Genomic DNA, 17,714 nt, shown 5'->3' on the forward strand with positions numbered 1-17,714 from the left:
TGCAAACGCCGGCGTCAATCCGACAACACCGCCAAGGCCTGCTCGCCGGTCATACCCAGTTCAACGCCATACGCGGCGGCCTTGCTGGTCATGTCGACAATCTTCGCGCGCAGCAAGTCGTCGACCGTAACCAGCGGATGCTCGCGCGTGCCTCGCGCGATGGCAATCGCGGCCCCGGCGCGGTCCATGACCTCCTTGTCGACCACGCCGCACGCGACGAGGCCCTTGTCCGTGAGGATCATGACAAACTGGCTGTCGGACCAGCCGGCCTCGAGGCCCAAGGCCGGCGTCTGCTTCGACAAAACGGGCGCTATGCGAATCATGTGCCTACCTCCGGTGTCGCTCCGGCGAGGGAGCGTGTATGCCGTATCGTAACGCAGCGGGCCGGATAATGCCTATCCATACGAGGACTCGCCCAGTTGTTTCAATACCCGCGCTATGCTTGAATACGTCATTGGCAGTCATTGGGAGAAACCTCTGTTGAGCGGTATGACACACGATTCCGGCGCGATACACCCAGAGCCCGGGGAAGCCCGCGAGGTGCTTCCGTTGCAGTTCGTGGAGGAAGTGTCTCACGTGGGCAACGCGCCGGACGTGTGTCCGTACCTGCCCGACCGCGTAGCCACATACCGCGTCTGCGAAGGGGACCTCGCCGCGCAACGGTACGAAGAATTGCTTGTGGCGGGTTACCGGCGCAACGGGGCGTATCTGTACCGCCCTGTTTGCCGCGAGTGCAATGAATGCAAGATGCTGCGCGTGCTCGTGCGCGAGTTTCACCGCACGAAGGAACAGCGCCGCATCTGGAATCGCGGTAACCGGACATTTCGGGTGTCTTTGGCCCGCCCCCGTTTCACGCAGGAGAAAGGCCGCCTTTACAGCGAGTACCTGCGCTACCAGCACGGTGCGGAGCACGCCGCGTGGGAGAGGGAAGCCTACGGGCGGTTCCTGGTCGAATCCTGTATCGGCCCGAGGACGATCGAGGTCCAGCTTCGCGCGGGCGACCGGCTCGCCGGCGTGGGCATCCTCGACCGTCTCGGCAACGCGCTCTCGTCCGTGTATTTCTATTTTGACCCAGCGTTCGCGCGCCACAGCCCCGGTACTTACTCGGCGCTATACGAAATCGACCTCGCGCGCCAGTGGGGGATGGACTACTACTACCTCGGCTTTTATATCCGCGGCTGCCCGAGCATGAGTTACAAGGCCCGGTTTCGCCCCTGTGAATACAAGGCGCCAGACGACGCGGTCTGGCGCCGCGTGGAACGGCAGATGCCGCAGCCAGGAAACGAACCACCGATGAACACCGATTGAAATCCTTCTTCATCGGTGTGCTTATGTGTGCTTCTTCTTCTTCGCACCAGGGAAAGGGGCAAGGGAGAACAGGCGGCCAAAAGCCCCGCGGTGTGATTGGAGTCTGGCATCATAATGGGTAGAGAAGGGAAGGCGGCATGAGGGGTGTTGACGCCGGAGGGGCATGCGGTTCCATTTTTGAAGTGGCCGAAAAACGCGGATGCGTGGCGTCTCACCCTTTCATGAGCAGAATCTTGCGCGGCCGCGGATGTACACGTTGTGCCGTTCGACGGGCGGGCGTGACCGGGCGCAACGAAGGGTGTTTTGACCGGAGCGCACCGTTGGAGACGCGGTGAGCCCGCGCGCTGCGGTTACGTGAAGATGGCGAACCCTGCCGCGGCGAGGATGAGCGCTACGACGGGCGTCATGATCCATCCCACGACGATGTGGCGAAGCACATCGAAATGAATCGACTGCGCGCCGCGCAGCAGGCCGATGCCTAGAATCGCGCCGACTATTCCCTGAGAAGTGCTTACGGGCGCGCCAATAACGGCGAACGCGTGGACCGTGAGCGACATGCTCGACACGGCGACGAACGCCGTGAACGCGTCGAGCCGCATGATGCCCGAGCCGACGTGGAGCATGACGCGGCGGCTGAATGTAACGGCGCCGAGCGCCATCGCCGCGCCGCCGAAGGCGGCGAGCGCGCGGTCCGAAACGCCGGGCAGCACGCCGGAGAACATGCCGACGGTATTGGTTACGTTATTGGCGCCGAGGGCGTAGGAGCCGTAGACGCCGGCGGCCAGCAGGCCGGACCACAACACCCTGTCGCGAGTAAACATGCTCATGGGCACGTGGCGGAAGAGGAACGCCAGCACCTTGTACGAGAACATGGCCAGTATCAGCGAGCCTATGGGCGTGCCAGCCCAGCACAGCACCACTTTCGCCAGGGGGCCGAACTCCGTCCGGTTCGTGGCGAGGCCGATGCCCAGGATTGCCCCGACGACACCCTGCGACGAACTCACCGGCAGTTTCATGGCCGTCATGACGGTCACGGTAATCGCCGAGGCGACGCTGACGATCACGGCGGTGGTCACGGTTTCCGGCGCGATGTCGCGGAGCGTAGCGATGCCTGCCGCGCCTTGCAGGGTTGCGCCAAGGACCACGAAGCATGCGCACAGCAGCGCCGCGCGCCAATAGGGAATGATGCGCGCAGCGACGGCGGTACCGAAGACGTTCGCCGCGTCGTTTGCGCCGAGCGCCCAGCCGAGAAACAGACCGCCGCCCAACGGGGCAAACCCCAGGAAGGCGCCCATCTCAGGAGACCCTCTTGATGACGATGATACGGATGCGGTCAGCCACGTTTTCCGCCATATCGCAAATGGCGGAGATGCCGTGGATCAAGTCGCGCAAGAGGACCTTGTCGAGGTCCTTGATGCCGGGCGACGCGAAGACCTGCTGGATTAGCTGGCCTTCAAGCGTATCTGAACGGCTTTCCATCTCATCGATCTTTCCGAGCAGGTCCGCCACGTTTGTGAAATCGGTGAATAGCCGGCCCACGGCTTCCATCATGACGGACACGCACCGCATGCAGAGGCTCAACAGTTCGCACATTGGTGCATGCAACGGCTGCGGCACAACGATGTACTGCTGCACAATCGCGCGCACTACCGCCTGGGCCTGGTTCGGCACGGTGTCGAGCGTCTCGAGGAGCCCAAGTACGTCGCCGCGCGACTCGGGGAATAGCGCCTTCGCGTACATGAGCGTCTCGATGTCGCGACGCAGGTCGTCGGCTCGGCTCTCGGCGTGATGCACATCGATTACGTCGCGTGCGAGGCGGGCAAGGTCGCCGCTGTCGCAATAGCGCACGAGACTGTCATGGGCGCGCTGAACGCAGGCCGATGCTTGCTCGCGGTATTCGCCGATCAGCGCTTCAATCTGACGTTGTCTGGTGTAGAACATGACTGTCCTGTCCCTTTTCGTGCACGCTCCCCACTGTTGCGGGGGCAGCGCCCATGCCCCGGATCAGGGCACGGCATAGCTGTACAGGTGCGCGCCACTGCCGAAGTAGACGCGTCCGTCCAGAAAATCGCCGCCCGGCCCGACAGGCACAGGCGACTTGGCCAGCAGCGTGATTTCGTGCGTGGCCTGGTCCACGCGCGCAATTCCGTTTGCCAACAGCAGGTACAGGACGCCCTCGGGGCTTAGCACAAACACGCGCGGGCCCTGCTGGTGATTCGTGCTGCCAAGGGTCTCCGTCAGGTTCCGTTCCAGGAGCACCTCTCGCCTGGCGGCATCGAAGACGAAGAATCGACTGCAGTCCGCGACGCCGTAAACGAGGCCATTCGGCGCCGTGCACAGGTCGGTGTATTCGCGGGCTGCAGCCAGGACGGGCGCGTGCCATTCGAGGCGCTTTGCCGCCAGGTCCATGACGCACAACTCCGCGGTCGCGGCCTTGGTCTCACCGCCGGTGCCGGGGCTGATGGTCGTGCCGCAGAGGATTTTGCCCTCCGGCAGGGGCGCCAGACTTTCGATCGCCTGGTCCGGGATGATGCTGGTGTGTTCGAGCAGCGTCTGCGTCCGCGTTTCGCGCTCCCAGAAGAGCAGTCCGCCGCCCGTGAAGCCGTAACCCGGCGTGCCCGCGAGGACCAGCGTCGTCCCGTCGGGACAGGCCAGCAGGTCGTGAGGGCGGTGAATCGTGGGCGTACATTCCGTCAGGAACAGAGGGTTGGCATTTGCATTGCCCTTGTCCGTGTCCACCCAAGGTCGCGCGGGGTCCCATTCGAGCAGGAAGCCGCCGCCATAACCTCCGGCGAAGAAGCGGTCGCCCTGCCGTGCCACCGTGTTCCATTGCCCGTAGCTGGCGCGGTTGACCCAGGCGCCGGTCTTGGGATTGTAGCTGAAGAACCGCATGGGGAACGCGGTGCCGCCGCAGAGTGTGCCGTCCGGCGCCACGGCGATGCCCATGATGTGCGCGCCCTCGCTGGTGTATTCGAACGGGACCGTGCGCACATCGCCCGTTTGCGGATCCTCGACGGACATCATGCGGTCCACAAGGTCGCAGGCGCGGAGCACCTTCCCGTCAGGGAATTGGGCGTGGAACAATCCCTGACTGTCGGTGATGATGGCCTTCTTGTCAATGACGGGGGGCTGTGGCAGTGTTTGCCACGCGCCCTGATACAACTCGTACCACGTGTTGCCCGAATTGCCATAGACCTTCCCGTTCTTGTCGCGATAGACGGTTCCGGCGCCGTGGACGCGCTCGCCCTCGGGCACCACCGGCCGCGCCTCGGCGGCGCGCGGGTCGAACGCGATGATCTGGCTGGCGGTGCTGCCGATGCCGAAATAGATCCAGCCGGCATCGTCAGCGGCAACGCTCCGCTGGTATTGAGCCCAGTTCTGTTTGTATACGTGGCCGTAGTCGCGCAGCGCGGCTGTCGCGGGGTCAAACGCGACGACCCCGCTCTGCGGGTACGTGACCGACCAGATCACGCCCTGGTCGTCCTCGGTCATGCCCATGGCCATCTGCGGGGCCGTTGCCTGGCAAAACGTAAAGGCACGCTTCGCCGGGTCAAACTCGACGAAATAGCTGTTGAAATGGGTGTAGAACTTGTTCTTGGACGAGAGAATGGACGCGTAGGGGCAGTCCCCGCCCGGCGGAAACGGAACGGGGAATTGCTCGCTCTTGCCGGTTTCCGCGTCGATGAGCAGAAGCGCGTAACCGCCGCGGTGGTCAAAGAGCCAGACGAGCACGACATCGCGGTTGTTTGCGTCGGTTGTGGCAACGATGCCGCGATGATTGCTCACCGGCGTTGCGATACCGTGATGGTAGAAGCCGTTGCCCAGGTCTTCCGTGGCGGCCCGGGCGCCAGCCGTGTATATGGCAGCGGCGACGCAACACAGGACGATTCCAGCACGCATATATCTTCCTTCCTTATTCGCCGTCAGAATTGCAGGGTTACCGTTTCCGGCGCCGCCGCGACGCAGTCGAACGTAACAGCGAGTACTCGGTCCTTCAGGGAAGCGGCAGCGGCCGTGCCGGAAACGGTCGCTTCCTGAAGCCGGTACTCTTCGGGCACCAGGAAATGCAGCGTGTAGCGCGTATCGGCAACGACATTGAATGTGCCGGACAATGTGCGCGCCACCGGGTCCCACCGCAGTTCCGTGAAATCCGTTGCGCCCATCGTGAAGTGGCGGTCCGTGGCGAGAAACAGGGGCCGATCCTCGTAGGGACGAAATCCGTAGACCCGCACACAGGCGGGAGGTAATTGCACGTCGAGGTTTCCCCGTGCCGTGCCGTGGTACTCCTGTTGCCAGAAGCTAAAAACCGCGTAATACGTATTGGGGTCCAGGCCAAGGGCGCGAAAATCGAGCGAGACCGTCTGCGGCGCGGTGTCGTCCCAGTTGAATACCGCCACCACGAGCCAAGTGCCAATAACGCAGTCCACAGGGAGCGCCCAGATGCGCGGCGGGGCTTCCTGGAACAGGTCGATGGGCCGCGCGGGCTTCGGCGGCACGGGAAGCAGCCTGCTGAGGATGGCGGTCTCATCGCCGGTCAGTTCGGAAAAGCGGTCGCCTATCTTCACCACGCCGCCCGTGAGCGCCGCGCCTGTAAGCCATGCGATGCTCTGCTCGCGCGTGAGCGGGGGCTTGTCCGCTGCGCGCCAGCGTGCGCGGGTGCTGTCATGCCCAAAGAAGGCGCAATCCTGGTCGGGGGCATAGAGGGACGGCGCGACATAATAGCGCCGGACTGCGTTGGTCAGGGTTTCGACGCAGCCCCAATTGCCCTGCAGGTCGCCGGAACGCCAGAGGGGTGCGCAGTCATGCCCCACGCGCACGCCTTGCGCGTACATGGCGTTAATCGGCTGCGGCGTCACGGCCATGATGAACTTGGCCGGTCCAAACCCTTCGCGGATTGCCTGCATTCCCAAACGCAACACCTCGACGTTGGTCTTTGAAGCGTCGCGGTATCGCTCCGCCAACAGCAGGTGATAGACGAAATCCGCCTCGACAATCGCGTCGTATCCCCAGTCGTTTCCGATCTTCTGGAACAGGTCCCGGACGCAAGCGTACGCGCCGGGCGCGGTGACATCGAGGATACGCTCGTCGTCGCCGAGCAGGAACTTGCCGAGCGGATTCGGGTCTGCGAGCCACTCCGGGTGTTCCGCGGCCAGCGGCGCCTTCACGTTCACCGTGAAGGGGTCAATCCAGATCGCCGCGGTCATGCCGCGCCGGTGGATTTCGTCCGCCATCCATTTCATTCCGTGCGGGAACTTTTCGTTCGGTTCCCAGTCTCCCTTCATGCGTTGCCACCCGGCGTCGATGGCGAAGTGATTCCAGCCGTAGCGTTTGAGCCGCGCATCGAGTGCGTCGAGGTCCTGCAGGAGCAGTTCTTCGCTGATGTCGCTGCCGAGGCCGGTGCTCCACGGGTCCCAGCCGTGGGGCAGCGCGGCGGGCAGCGCGCGTGCGCCGTTGGCGGCGGCGCTCGCCGCGGCAAACCGTTCCAGCGCGAGGAACGGGTCGTTCTCCGCCACGGCAATATAGAACAGTTCGGAAGCCAGGCGTTCCCCGGGCGCGACTACGATGGGCGGGTCATAGACGCATGCCGCGCGCATGAGGTCAAAGGCGTCGTCCGGGGCGTTTTCCGTGCGTTGCAGATGCACCTGTGTGTAGCCGCGCAGATTGGTCAAAAAGCCCGCTACGAGCACGCGCCCGGACACGGGATTGTGCACGGCGAGGTTCCACTGACTCTGCGACTTGCCCGTGACGACGTGTGCATAATCATTGAACGTCTGGAAGAGCCGCCCGTTTTCGAGGATGGCTGCCTGCGCCGCGCCGGGGCCGACATGCGCGCCGCCGCGGCGTGTGCCGCCCAGCGCCGCGGGGAAGAGGCGGGCCACGCGCACCGGCGACTTGCCGGTGTTGGTATAGACAACCTGCGCGGTCAGGAACGGTTGCGTAGGGTAGGCGCAGAGGCCCCACTCGCACCCTTTCTTGCCGAAAAGGACCCCTTGGCCTTCGCCGAGCGCGTCGTCAACCTCGACACGCATGGTGTAACGCCCATCCACGGACAGCGCGCGGGGTTCTTCCTCATCGGCGAACAAGATCATGGGATAGAGGTTGTCGAGCACGGGCGTATGGTCCAGGAGGCAGACATCCGTGCGGCCGTTCTTCTGGATGAGAACTTCATACGCGTCCGAATTGATGGTGCGGTAGACCTTGCCCGGTCCCAGGACGGATGGTTCGGCGGCGAAGCCGGACAATGGGGCCGCCGCGAGAATACCCGCGGCCAGAAGCGCGGTTACAGCAGCATGGCGACGCTGGAAGAAAGGGGGAACGCCCATGGCATGTCCTCAAGGTTTGGCGGACGCTGCTATTTGCCCTTTTGCAGCGTGATGCGTTTGCCGGTCCTGCTGGATTCATACGCCGCAAGAGCGACACGCAGCGCTTCGCGGCCTGCTTTGCCGTCCATGGTCAGTTTCTCCTTGCCACGTATCACGTCGAGCCAATGGTCGATTTCGATCTTCCAGCCCCCTTCCGTCGGGTGCCGTTCGACCAGGCGCCAGTCGTGCGTATCCTTGCCGCTGGCGGAGACCGTCCCGCCAACCATGAACAGTCCCTTGAGGTAGTCGCAGACGAGCGAGCCTTCCGTGCCGTAGATTTCACATCCCGCAAAACCCGGCTTGCTGGTCCAGCCGACCTCGATATAGCCAAGTGCGCCGCTCTTGAACTCCAGCAGCATTACGGCGTTGTCATCGACGGGAATACGCTTGACCAGCGTGGCCGTGCGCGCGCTGACCGACACAATCGGACCCATCAACCACAGGCACAGGTCGATGGCGTGGATGCCCATGTCGAGGAGCGCGCCGCCCGCCGCGAGTTTCGGGTCGTAGAACCATTTGCTCTTCGCCCAGCCGGGAAACGGGCCACCGTGGGCAAAACGCGCACGCATCATGAACGGCTTGCCAATCGCCTTCTCGTTCAGCAATTCCCGGCACTTGCGCGGCCCTGTGAACAACCGGTGCGTGAACCCCACCATCAGCTTGCGTCGCGCCGATTTCGCCGCATCTATCATGGCGTCCGCTTCCTTGACGGACACGGCCATGGGCTTTTCGCAAAGGACATGGCAGCCGGCCTTCAGGGCATCGATAGTCTGCTGTGCGTGCAACACGTTGGGAGAGCAAATACTTACGACATCCAACTTCTCCTGAGCCAGCATCGCCACGTAGTCCGTATACCCGCGCAAGCCGGGGTTAAACAGCATAGCCTCGCGTATCCGGGCTGGCTCCGGGTCGGCTACCGCCACGAGTTGAACGTCCGCATTGCGGGCATAACCCGGCGCATGGCACGCCTGAGCGATGGCCCCGCCTCCGATGACCCCTACGCGATAGGGTCTACTGGCAGCGTTCATTGAGGGACTCCCCATGGCGCCGAGGCGCGGTTTTCGCGGCAATAAGAGATCAATAACCGCTTAGAACAGATCATAAACAATAAATAACGAACTAAAACGAATAAACAGAGGTGTCGAGCGTAGGATAGGGCTCCATGCGGAGGTCTCGTTGCGCAAGAGCCGGAGACGTCATCTGCAAGCAGGTTGCGGGCGTTAACCTGACACATTGGAGGCGCAACGTAGGGCGTCACCCGGAACTCTGACGAACTGATGCACATAATGGGCAACAGTCTACTCCAGGTGTCTCGTTGGGTCAATAGAAAGGGCAGGTATTGCTATTGTTTGCATTATTTGTTAGGATAAGGGTATCTGATCGTCCACCGCCTTTGCGGTTTGGGGACCATGGAGGGCGGTGACCGGATCTTTTGTAACCAGCAAGAGTGAGAACCAGGGAGATTGATAATGAGTCGAAAAGTCTGGCGCTACAAGATGACCCGGAACGAAGAGCGGCTCTGGAAACAAGAGGAGATGCAGGGCTGGCGGAAAGCGTTGGAGGCGTGTGTGGAAGACGACGCGCGCGAAGAGGGCTGTAACAAGTACATCATATGCGATAGCAAGGACATCGTATTGACGAAGGGCGAGGTAACAAAGCTGACGACGACCGTTCCCGTATGATGCAGGCGCAAGGCCGTCTTTTCGGGCCCCGAGGCTTGAATGCCTCGGGGTTTTGATTTTATCCGGGAGGATTGATTGCAACGTGGCCTACCAGTTAGAGTTGCGCCGCTTCGGCATTCGTGAGAAGAGCTTATGAAGGTGCGCATTCGCCGGCCGGGTTGTCTGGTAGCCGCGACAGGGACTGTTTTGCTGTCTTTTGCGCTGGGCGTCATTGCCGGGCGTTTCGATGTGCTTTCCGCGGATGTCCGTGTCTCCGTGGCCGATTACCTTGGCTCGAGTCACGCGATATTCCTCTGGGTTGACCCCAACCACGGCGGTCTTCTCGACGCGATGAGCCGCGTCCATGAGGGCATACCGCCCGCATTGTTTGGACTTTGGCTGCCTCACGAATGCGCGCTCGCGTGCGGTGCTGGCGACGGCGGCGGAGAGGACGTCGAGGTCGTGTTCGCCGCGAGCCTGCGCCGGTTCGCGGGATTCCTTGGCATGTTCCGGTCCGACCCTCAGCGCTGGCGATGGTTTGCAGCGCAGGAGATGACCTCTGCCCGCGTCGAGCGGCCAGGCCTCTGGGTGGTCCGGTCCCGAGTGAAGCCGGAACCGGCGCCCGCTGGTGTGCCGCCGCCGGGCGCACCGGTGCGTTTCGATGGCACCCACGCGGCGGAACTGCTGATCGACAACCGGGACGGCGTCGCGGCAGCCGTGCTGCACCGCTTGTTTGAACCGGCGCATACCGTCGGCGAGGCAAGTGTTGCGTCAGAAGGTTGGTTGGACCTCCTGCAGCACGTGCGGACCGCTCGGTTTGTGTCGGACCTGGAAGGTTCGGACGCGGTTCGGGTGCTTGTGTCCGTGGAATGTCAGGATTCCGGGGCGGCGAGCGTGGTCATGACGTTCTTGAATGCGCATCAGCTTGAAATGGAACAGGTGCTTGCAGAGTCGAGTGTCGCGGCCGAGGGCGCTTGGACACAGCGGGGGCCGCGGATAGAGGGGCATTGGCGGTTGCGCGGCGCATCGTACGCGTTCGCCAGACTGATCCGTTATCACCGGGTGTGACGGTGGCGGGCATCGCGCGGGTACTGGCGCCGCGCAGCGAAGTGGTCAGAAGACCGGCGGTTCGCTCCAGTCATGACCAGGCACCCAGCGTGGTTCGTCAAATTCGTAGGCACCCATGTCCGGCGCGGCGCCCCGCACCGTGGCCGGGCATTCCTCGATTGCGATTCCGGCGTCGATGCAGGGCGAATTCGGTTTCAGGCGGAAGTCATTCGCTGCGGGGTCCACGAGGCCCGGGTCCGAGCCCTCGAAGTTGTGTCCGCGGACGCCCCCCGCGCCAGTGGCCACGGCGTCGGTGAAGATATTGTTGCGCACGACGCACCCTTGCTGGTCGTCGTTATTCTCCGGCCCCCAATAACCCAGGCTGTTGCCATTTTGAAAGACCGTATTGTAGTAAACACGATTGTTGTGGGAAGGCGTGTTGAGACGGATACCGCTGTCGGGGTTGTTCCACGAGACGTTGTGGTGGATGAGGAAATTACTTGACCCGTTGTCGATATAAATGCCGACGCCGGTCGCGAGCGCGCAATTGTCGTGTATCCAGTTGTAGGCGATAACGGTGCCCGCTCCGTCGGTTTGGAAGCAATACGTCGCGCCTAGGTCCGCGGTCATCAGTCCCGCGCGATAGAGGTGGTTGAATTCGATGCGTCCGGCCCGAAGCGCGCGGTGAATAATCAGGCTGCGGCCCGAATCGGACAGGGTGCAGTTCCGGACCACGTTACCCGTGCCTTCCGCCCAGACGGACGCGCAGTCGCCGGCGATGTAGTCTGTATTCCGGGCGAGGCACTGCTCGATGGTGTTGGATTCGCCCAGCAGCGTATACCCGTTGCCCGCGCTGTAGACGACCGAGCAACGGCGCAGCAGATTGTCGCGGCCGCCCACGATGATGCCGGAATCGTTGCGGCCCGCCCAGCCCGCGGCGTCCGTGAAATGCGACGCATAACGGACGTGACAATCGAGGATTACACAATGTCTGGCATCCGAGAGTGTAATTGTGCCCGCAAAGACGCGAAAACCGGATACGGTCACGTGTTCACGCTGCGAAAGGTCAAACGCAAGCGTGCGGTGTTTCACTTCGAGGCGATGTGCGTTGGGATCTGCCCCCGCGGGCGGCAACAGGAAGATCCGGCCTTGCGCGGCATCGAAACACCATTCGCCGGGGGCGTCGAGTAGCGGCATCGCGCCGAACAGGAAATAGCGAGTGCCTTTTCGCACTGCGTGCGCGCGGTCCTGCGACCATGCGGCCGTGAATGCGATTTGGTGCGCGGCCGGGTCGCAGCTCTCGACGGGGAGCGTCCAAGAGACCCAGTGGTCACCGGGCAGGATATGCGCCGTCGCGCCCGCGAGGTCAACGCCGGGAAGGTCCGGGTCCCGTATACCCTTGGCGTCCGACCCTTCGTCGGCTTGGGCCCAGACCCGCTGCATCGGGTCACCAGGCCCATTCGGCCAGCACGCCAACGGCAGCATGGCGCCGTCCCAGAATACCTGTTCGGCGGGGCCGGCGCACGGCGCCGACCAGATGCCACCCTCGTTCTGCGTCCATTCCGTTATCATTTCCGTCCCTGAGACAACGACGGACTCGCCGGCGCACGCTTCAAACACCACGGGCTTCTCAGCCGTCCCGGAATTCGGGGGACGCACCGTCTCCCGGTAGGTGCCGCCCTGCACGATGCACCTGTCTCCGGGCCGGAGCGCATCCGCCGCGCGCTGAATGGTCCGAAAAGGCGCGTTTCTTGTGCCCGCGCCGGTGTCGTCGCCAGCGGGACTGACGTAAAAGAGGCGTGTATCTCCGGCATAGCCCCATGCGCACCAGAGACACGCGGCGAGCAGCATCGCGCGTGACGGGACAGTGGGCATGCGTCCGCGCATCAGTCGCGCTCGAGCGCGGAATCCAGAATCGACGGCACGGCTTCGCGCAGAGACCGGAGCGCTTCCTGGTAGGAGTGATGCCGGAAGATGTACGACCCGGCGACCAGCACGTTGGCGCCTGCCTGAATGACGTCGGCGGCGGTGTGCTTGTCAATGCCGCCGTCGACTTCGAGGTCGCGGTCGCCGAGCATCATGCGCACGTTGCGGATTTTGCGCAGCATCTCGGGGATGAACGCCTGGCCGCCGAAACCCGGATTTACCGTCATGATGAGCACCAGATCGAGAAACTCGATGAGGTATTCGAGCGTGTCCTCGGGCGTGCCCGGGTTGAGCACCATGCCGGCCTGGCAATCCCGTTCCTTGATGCGCATGATGGTGCGGTGGGGATGTATCGAAGCCTCGGCATGAAAGGTGATAATGTCCGCGCCCGCGTCGGCGAAATCGTCGATATAGCGGTCGGGCTCCGTGATCATGAGGTGCACGTCGAGCGGCACGGAGCAATGAGCCCGGAGCGACGCCACGACCGGCGGTCCGATGGTGATGTTCGGCGTAAAGTGGCCGTCCATGACGTCGACGTGGATCATATCGGCGCCCGCGGCGATAACGGATCGGATTTCCTCGCCGAGGCGGCTGAAATCAGAGGCGAGCAGCGAGGGGGCGATCTTGATGTTGTACACGGTTGCGATTATCTCCCTGCGGTGGAGTGGCTGGGCACCGGCGACCCGCCGTCTTTCAGCGCATAGGACTCTTCAAGTTCCCCGTTCACGTAGATTTCGACGGTGGCTTCACCGATGTACTGGACCAAAACGCGGATAGTACTGCCCGCGACGCGTGTCTGTTTACTCTGTTCGTCAAAGGCAGGCGGATAGGTGGCCTTTGTCTCGCGGTTACCGCTAAGGTCGACGACATCGACCTTTACTTCGCTTCCGTAGTAATCGTAGAGCATCTGATGCCGCACTTCGGCCTGGTGCTCGTCGTTGGGCAGGGTGATGCGCCGGGACGGTTTCACGTCGTACGTAACGACGTCGCCCGGCCGGATCAGCGTGTTCGGAGCCGGAGACTGGTTCAGCACTATGTCCTCACGCGCGTTCTGGATGTCCACTTCGTTCGGGATCAGGTAGACGCCGAACGGGGCAAGCATGTTTCGGATTTCAAGGACCGGCTTGTCCTGTATGTCGGGCATATAGGTGCCCTCGCGGTCGGAACCCGCGCTTAGCAGCAGATTGATGCCGCTTTGTCGCGGCACGTTGGCGCCCGGCGGCGGGTCCTGAGCGAGCACGGTGTCGCGCGGGCTGTTGTCCGGGATGCGCGCCACGGCCCCAACCCGGAACCGGGCTTTCTTGATCTCGCGCTCAGCCTCCTCGCGCGTCTTACGCAGGACGTCCGGGGCAAGCTCGGCATCGGCGCCGAGGCTGACGGTGGGAATGACCTTCCGGCCAGTACGAACTACTTTTCCCGCGTCGGGCCGCTGCGAAATGATATGGTACTTCGGCACGACGTCGTGGGCTACCTGGACCTGTTTCCCCATTTCGAGGCCGACCTCGGCCAGCATGGCCGAAGCTTCCGTAATTGGCAGATCCACGATATTCGGGACGGTCACGTAATCGCCGCCTGCCAAGGCTTCCATGAACACAAAATAGCCGGCGACGGCCATGACGATGAGAAAGATAACCGTGGCGGCAGTCCAGCGGATACACCAGCCGATGAACCCGATGACGAAAAAGACGACATTCAGGACCGTTTCCGAAAACGCATCAAGAAGAAACCGTCCAGGGCCGCGTCTTGCGGCAGGGTCCGATACTGTCCTTTTGTAACGCGCCACGATTGCAACCACGCTGGGCCGTCTTCGGCCTCGACCGCGCCTTCCGCAAGCGCGGCGTTCACTACGTCTATCGTTTCCTCGGGGGAGAATGTGCACACGGCGTACACGACGAGACCCCCATTCTTGCAAAGCGCTACCGCGGATCGCAACAAAGCCCGCTGGGTCGCGGCGAGCCTGTTGACCATTTCCCGGGTCACGCGCCACTTCAGGTCCGGATGCCGCCGCAACGTTCCCAGGCCCGAACAGGGCGCATCGAGCAGCACGCGGTCGAACAGCGCGCGAAAGGGCGGCATGGCGCCGTCGGCGCACACGATAGCAACGCCCGGCAGTCCCAGCCGGACGCTGTTCTCGCGAACGCTCGGCAACTTGGCCGGCTGGACGTCTGCCGCCCAGATGCGCGCCTCGGGCCCCGCAAGCTGGGCAAGGTGCGACGTCTTTCCGCCTGGCGCCGCGCACATATCTAATATCCGTTCCCCGGCCTGGGGTTCCACAAGATGCGCGACCAGCATTGCGGCGGGGTCTTGCAGGATGAAATATCCCCGCTGGAACCATTTCGAGTGCAAGACGCGTCCCGCGTCGGGCAGGGTAAGTTCTTCCGGGATTGGTGTTGCGTGAACAACCTGAAACCCGGCCTTGAGCAGGTAGCGCATGACTTCTTCACGCGAAGCCCTCGCGGTATTGACGCGGATCGTGGCCGGGGCGTGCGTATTGGACGCCGCGCAGGTCTGTTCCGTCCGCGTGAAGCCGAATTGCTCCAGCCAGCGCTCGATGAGCCATCGCGGCATCGAATAGCGGACGCTCAGGTACGCAGCCGGGTCGGCGGGCCGGGCCGGCAGCGCCACGCCGTCGAGCGTGTTGGGGACGCGGTGCAACACGGCGTTCACGAGCCGCGCCGTACCCGCATGGCCGCGCTTTTTCGCGAGTTCGACCGAGGTATGCACCATCGCAGGATACGTTACCTGTTCGCAGAATAGGGCCTGAAACACGGCCATACGGAGAATGGAGCGGATGGGTGCGGGCAGCTCTTCGAACGGCTGATGCAGCAGGGGACGGACGACGTATTCGCTCAGAAGCTTATGGCGTACCGTTCCGTACACGAGCTGCGTAAGGAAGCGGCGGCCCCGGTCGCCGAGATTGGTTTTCCGGCGCAGCGTCGTGTCAAGCGCGTCATCCAGGCGCTGTTCGCGCTCGAACACGCGCAAGAGCACGTCTATGGCTGCATCCCGCACCGGGTCGACGGGCATCAGGCGAGGTCCTCGAAACGGTCGCCAAGGCCGATGCGGTGGCCGCGCAGGAATTCGCCCATGAGCATGGCCCGCTTGCCCGGCGCCTGGAACTCGAGTATGGCCACGCGCTGGTCCGCGGCGGCGACGTGAATTTCATCTTTCATGACGGTGACAACCGTGCCCGGGGGCGCGCCCGCGGGTTCCGGCACGATTCGGGTGCACAGCAGCTTGCATGCCTGGCCGTGGAACCCGCATTGCGCGGCAGGCCAGGGAATACACCCGCGCACGAGGTTGTGAATCTGCTGCGCGGGCCGGTTCCATGCGATGTGGCCGTCTCTCTTTTCAATCATCTTTGAGTACGTGGCCCGCGATGCGTCCTGTGGTGTAAACCGGGCGTCCCCGCGCTCGACGAGTTCAAGCGCACGCACCATCAGCGCCGCGCCGAGCCCGGCGAGCCGCGCCGTGAGTTCCGCCGCGTTCTCCTCGGGGCCGATTGGCGTCGACTCCCGCATTAGTACGTCGCCTGCATCCATTTCCGCGTTGAGCCGCATGATGGAAACCCCGGTTTCGAGGTCGCCATTGAGGACGGCGGACTGGATAGGCGACGGGCCGCGCCAACGCGGCAGCAGACTGGGATGCATGTTCAACCACCCATGCGCGGTCGCTTCGAGAATCGGCTGCCTGAGCAGGCGGCCATAGGCCGCGAGCACGCCGATGCCGGCCTGCTGCTCGCGCAGCCACACCTCGAACGCGCCGTCATTGAGCTTTACAGGCTGGTGCACCGGGATACCGCGGTCGAGGGCCCAGGACTTGACCGGCGGGGGCGCCGGTTTAGCGCTGCGGCCCTGGGGCTTGTCCGGCTGGCAGACAACTGCCACGACGTGATGGCATTCGGCAATAGCGGCCAGCGTCGGGACCGCCAGGCCGGGGGTACCGCAGAAGACGATGCGCACTACTCCATCCCCGGGATTTCAATGCCGCCGGTGAGTTCGGTCATCTTGGCCTTCACCATCGCCTGCGTCCGGCTTATGGCTTCGTTCACGGCGGACTTTACCAGTGTTTCAAGGAATTCAGGTTCTTCCTTGTTGATGACCTCAGGGTCTATCTTCAATTCCAGAATGTCGTAGCGGCCCGACATGACGACGGAGACCATGCCGCCGCCTGCATCGGCTGTCACGCGCTCGTCCACAAGCCGTTCCTTCAGTTCCTCCATACGCTCCTTCACCTGCATGGCCTGTTTCAGAACGTGGCCGAGATTGCCGAGGTTGCCGAGTCCTTTGAACACATGTTGCTCCTTGTTCTGTTGCTGAGTGGGGCTTGTTTCAGTCACTATAGTATACGGTCCGTGCGTCGCGGGCGTAAAGCTGCGCCGGAAACGGCGGGGCACAAATGATTGAGGACTTTCCGGAATGTCGATAAGCGGCGGGAATGGAGGAGAACCATTGAACGATAAGAAAGACGCGGGCGCAGGCGCGGCGGGCCTGGTAGTCACGCGCGAGCTGTTGCTCAAGTATGACCGGCCTGGACCCCGCTACACCAGTTATCCCACGGCTCCCGAATGGTCTGAGTCGTTCGGCGACGCCGATTACCGCGAGGCGCTGGCGCGTGCGGCGCAGCAAACCGCGGAGCCACTGTCTATTTACGTGCATTTGCCGTTCTGCCATGAGCGGTGCCTGTTTTGCGGTTGCAACGTGGTGATTTCGAAACGGCAGGACGTAGCCGAGAACTATCTCGATTACCTGTACCGCGAAATCGGCATGGGCGCCGGGGCCTTGGGCGAGCGGCGGACCGTGCGGCAGATACACTGGGGCGGCGGCACCCCGACGTTCCTGACCGTGCCGCAGATACGGGCGCTGTTCAGCACGCTCGCGCGGCACTTCGCCATCGCGCGGGATGCAGAAATTGCACTCGAAGTGGACCCGTGCGTGACGACACGGGAGCAACTCGAAGCGTTGCGCACGCTGGGATTCAACCGGATCAGCATGGGCGTGCAGGACTTCGACCCTTACGTGCAGCAAATCGTCAACCGTAACCAGACCGAAGCCGAAACGCGCCGGCTGGTCGGATGGTGCCGCGAATTGGGCTTTGGCGGCGTGAATATAGACCTGATCTACGGGTTGCCGGAACAGCGGCCCGAAACGTGGGAAAAGACCATCAAGACGACTATCGACCTGCGCCCGGACCGGCTCGCCGTGTACAGCTACGCGCATATTCCGGACAAGATCAAGCACCAGCGGCGGCTGGAGGGTTACCGCAGGCCCGTGGGCCCCGAAAAATACGAACTCTTCGCAAATGCAAGGCGACTGTTCATCGAGGCGGGCTACCGCGCCATCGGTATGGACCATTTCGCGTTGCCGGGGGATGAACTGTCCGTCGCGATGGACGAGCGCCGGCTTCACCG

16 protein-coding genes are annotated in these 17,714 nt (G+C 63.1%); 4 read left to right on the forward strand and 12 right to left on the reverse strand.

The annotated features are described in order from the left end of the window. Positions 1–14: 14 nt before the first annotated feature. A complete protein-coding gene (locus KA184_07610) occupies positions 15–323 on the reverse strand; it encodes a DUF1805 domain-containing protein (GenBank protein MBP8129433.1) in 309 nt (102 codons plus the stop codon). A 157-nt stretch (positions 324–480) separates the two neighbouring features. Between KA184_07610 and KA184_07615 the strand changes: the two genes are divergently transcribed. Then, a complete protein-coding gene (locus KA184_07615; protein MBP8129434.1) occupies positions 481–1,308 on the forward strand; it encodes an arginyltransferase in 828 nt (275 codons plus the stop codon). A gap of 350 nt (positions 1,309–1,658) precedes the next feature. On the opposite strand, the gene KA184_07620 is transcribed toward KA184_07615, so the two are convergent. From KA184_07620 to KA184_07640, 5 genes are all read right to left on the reverse strand, one after another. Further along, positions 1,659–2,603 (reverse strand): anion permease, encoded by a 945-nt coding sequence (locus KA184_07620; GenBank protein ID MBP8129435.1) that lies wholly within the window; start codon positions 2,601–2,603, stop codon positions 1,659–1,661. Between the two features lies 1 nt (position 2,604). Further along, positions 2,605–3,249 carry a DUF47 family protein gene (locus tag KA184_07625; GenBank protein ID MBP8129436.1) on the reverse strand — a complete coding sequence of 215 codons (645 nt, stop codon included), beginning with the start codon at positions 3,247–3,249 and terminating at the stop codon, positions 2,605–2,607. Positions 3,250–3,312: 63 nt separating this feature from the next. Then, a complete protein-coding gene (locus KA184_07630) occupies positions 3,313–5,208 on the reverse strand; it encodes a hypothetical protein (protein MBP8129437.1) in 1,896 nt (631 codons plus the stop codon). A gap of 23 nt (positions 5,209–5,231) precedes the next feature. Next, positions 5,232–7,631, reverse strand: a complete 2,400-nt coding sequence (locus KA184_07635; protein MBP8129438.1) for an alpha-galactosidase — start codon at positions 7,629–7,631, stop codon at positions 5,232–5,234. A 29-nt stretch (positions 7,632–7,660) separates the two neighbouring features. Continuing rightward, on the reverse strand, positions 7,661–8,698 hold the full coding sequence (locus KA184_07640; protein ID MBP8129439.1) for a Gfo/Idh/MocA family oxidoreductase: 1,038 nt from the start codon (positions 8,696–8,698) through the stop codon (positions 7,661–7,663). Positions 8,699–9,139: 441 nt separating this feature from the next. Here KA184_07640 and KA184_07645 point away from each other — a divergent pair, with 441 nt between their 5' ends. Together KA184_07645 and KA184_07650 are read left to right on the forward strand one after the other, a co-directional pair. Then, on the forward strand, positions 9,140–9,352 hold the full coding sequence (locus KA184_07645) for a hypothetical protein (GenBank protein MBP8129440.1): 213 nt from the start codon (positions 9,140–9,142) through the stop codon (positions 9,350–9,352). A gap of 132 nt (positions 9,353–9,484) precedes the next feature. Next, entirely contained in the window at positions 9,485–10,399 is a 915-nt protein-coding gene (locus KA184_07650) for a hypothetical protein (protein MBP8129441.1), read from the forward strand. A 45-nt stretch (positions 10,400–10,444) separates the two neighbouring features. Here KA184_07650 and KA184_07655 read toward each other — a convergent pair whose 3' ends face one another. Genes KA184_07655 through KA184_07680 form a run of 6 tightly spaced genes read right to left on the reverse strand, consistent with a single transcriptional unit; the run spans position 10,445 to position 16,598 of the window. Further along, entirely contained in the window at positions 10,445–12,253 is a 1,809-nt protein-coding gene (locus tag KA184_07655) for a right-handed parallel beta-helix repeat-containing protein (GenBank protein MBP8129442.1), read from the reverse strand. A gap of 11 nt (positions 12,254–12,264) precedes the next feature. Then, positions 12,265–12,942: a ribulose-phosphate 3-epimerase gene (locus KA184_07660; GenBank protein MBP8129443.1), complete on the reverse strand. Its 678-nt coding sequence runs from the start codon at positions 12,940–12,942 to the stop codon at positions 12,265–12,267. Between the two features lie 8 nt (positions 12,943–12,950). Continuing rightward, positions 12,951–14,087: a PASTA domain-containing protein gene (locus KA184_07665; protein ID MBP8129444.1), complete on the reverse strand. Its 1,137-nt coding sequence runs from the start codon at positions 14,085–14,087 to the stop codon at positions 12,951–12,953. Continuing rightward, on the reverse strand, positions 13,997–15,331 hold the full coding sequence (rsmB, locus tag KA184_07670; protein ID MBP8129445.1) for a 16S rRNA (cytosine(967)-C(5))-methyltransferase RsmB: 1,335 nt from the start codon (positions 15,329–15,331) through the stop codon (positions 13,997–13,999). The genes KA184_07665 and rsmB overlap by 91 nt, the downstream gene beginning before the upstream one ends. Then, entirely contained in the window at positions 15,331–16,266 is a 936-nt protein-coding gene (gene fmt, locus KA184_07675; GenBank protein ID MBP8129446.1) for a methionyl-tRNA formyltransferase, read from the reverse strand. Before fmt ends, rsmB begins: the two co-directional genes overlap by 1 nt. Continuing rightward, positions 16,266–16,598, reverse strand: coding sequence for a YbaB/EbfC family nucleoid-associated protein (locus KA184_07680; GenBank protein MBP8129447.1), 333 nt, complete (start codon positions 16,596–16,598; stop codon positions 16,266–16,268). The genes fmt and KA184_07680 overlap by 1 nt, the downstream gene beginning before the upstream one ends. A gap of 157 nt (positions 16,599–16,755) precedes the next feature. Between KA184_07680 and hemN the strand changes: the two genes are divergently transcribed. Then, positions 16,756–17,714, forward strand: a 959-nt coding sequence (gene hemN, locus KA184_07685) for an oxygen-independent coproporphyrinogen III oxidase (protein MBP8129448.1), incomplete at its 3' end; no start/stop codon positions are given.

Source organism: Candidatus Hydrogenedentota bacterium (genome assembly GCA_018005585.1).
GTDB lineage: Bacteria > Hydrogenedentota > Hydrogenedentia > Hydrogenedentales > JAGMZX01 > JAGMZX01.

Coding starts and splice junctions, on each gene's coding strand:
- rsmB (MBP8129445.1), bottom strand. CDS start 15,331: ATGCCCGTCGACCCGGTGCGGGATGCAGCCATAGACGTGCTCTTGCGC.
- KA184_07650 (MBP8129441.1), top strand. CDS start 9,485: ATGAAGGTGCGCATTCGCCGGCCGGGTTGTCTGGTAGCCGCGACAGGG.
- KA184_07645 (MBP8129440.1), top strand. CDS start 9,140: ATGAGTCGAAAAGTCTGGCGCTACAAGATGACCCGGAACGAAGAGCGG.
- KA184_07620 (MBP8129435.1), bottom strand. CDS start 2,603: ATGGGCGCCTTCCTGGGGTTTGCCCCGTTGGGCGGCGGTCTGTTTCTC.
- KA184_07635 (MBP8129438.1), bottom strand. CDS start 7,631: ATGGGCGTTCCCCCTTTCTTCCAGCGTCGCCATGCTGCTGTAACCGCG.
- KA184_07655 (MBP8129442.1), bottom strand. CDS start 12,253: ATGCCCACTGTCCCGTCACGCGCGATGCTGCTCGCCGCGTGTCTCTGG.
- KA184_07610 (MBP8129433.1), bottom strand. CDS start 323: ATGATTCGCATAGCGCCCGTTTTGTCGAAGCAGACGCCGGCCTTGGGC.
- KA184_07630 (MBP8129437.1), bottom strand. CDS start 5,208: ATGCGTGCTGGAATCGTCCTGTGTTGCGTCGCCGCTGCCATATACACG.
- KA184_07640 (MBP8129439.1), bottom strand. CDS start 8,698: ATGAACGCTGCCAGTAGACCCTATCGCGTAGGGGTCATCGGAGGCGGG.
- KA184_07625 (MBP8129436.1), bottom strand. CDS start 3,249: ATGTTCTACACCAGACAACGTCAGATTGAAGCGCTGATCGGCGAATAC.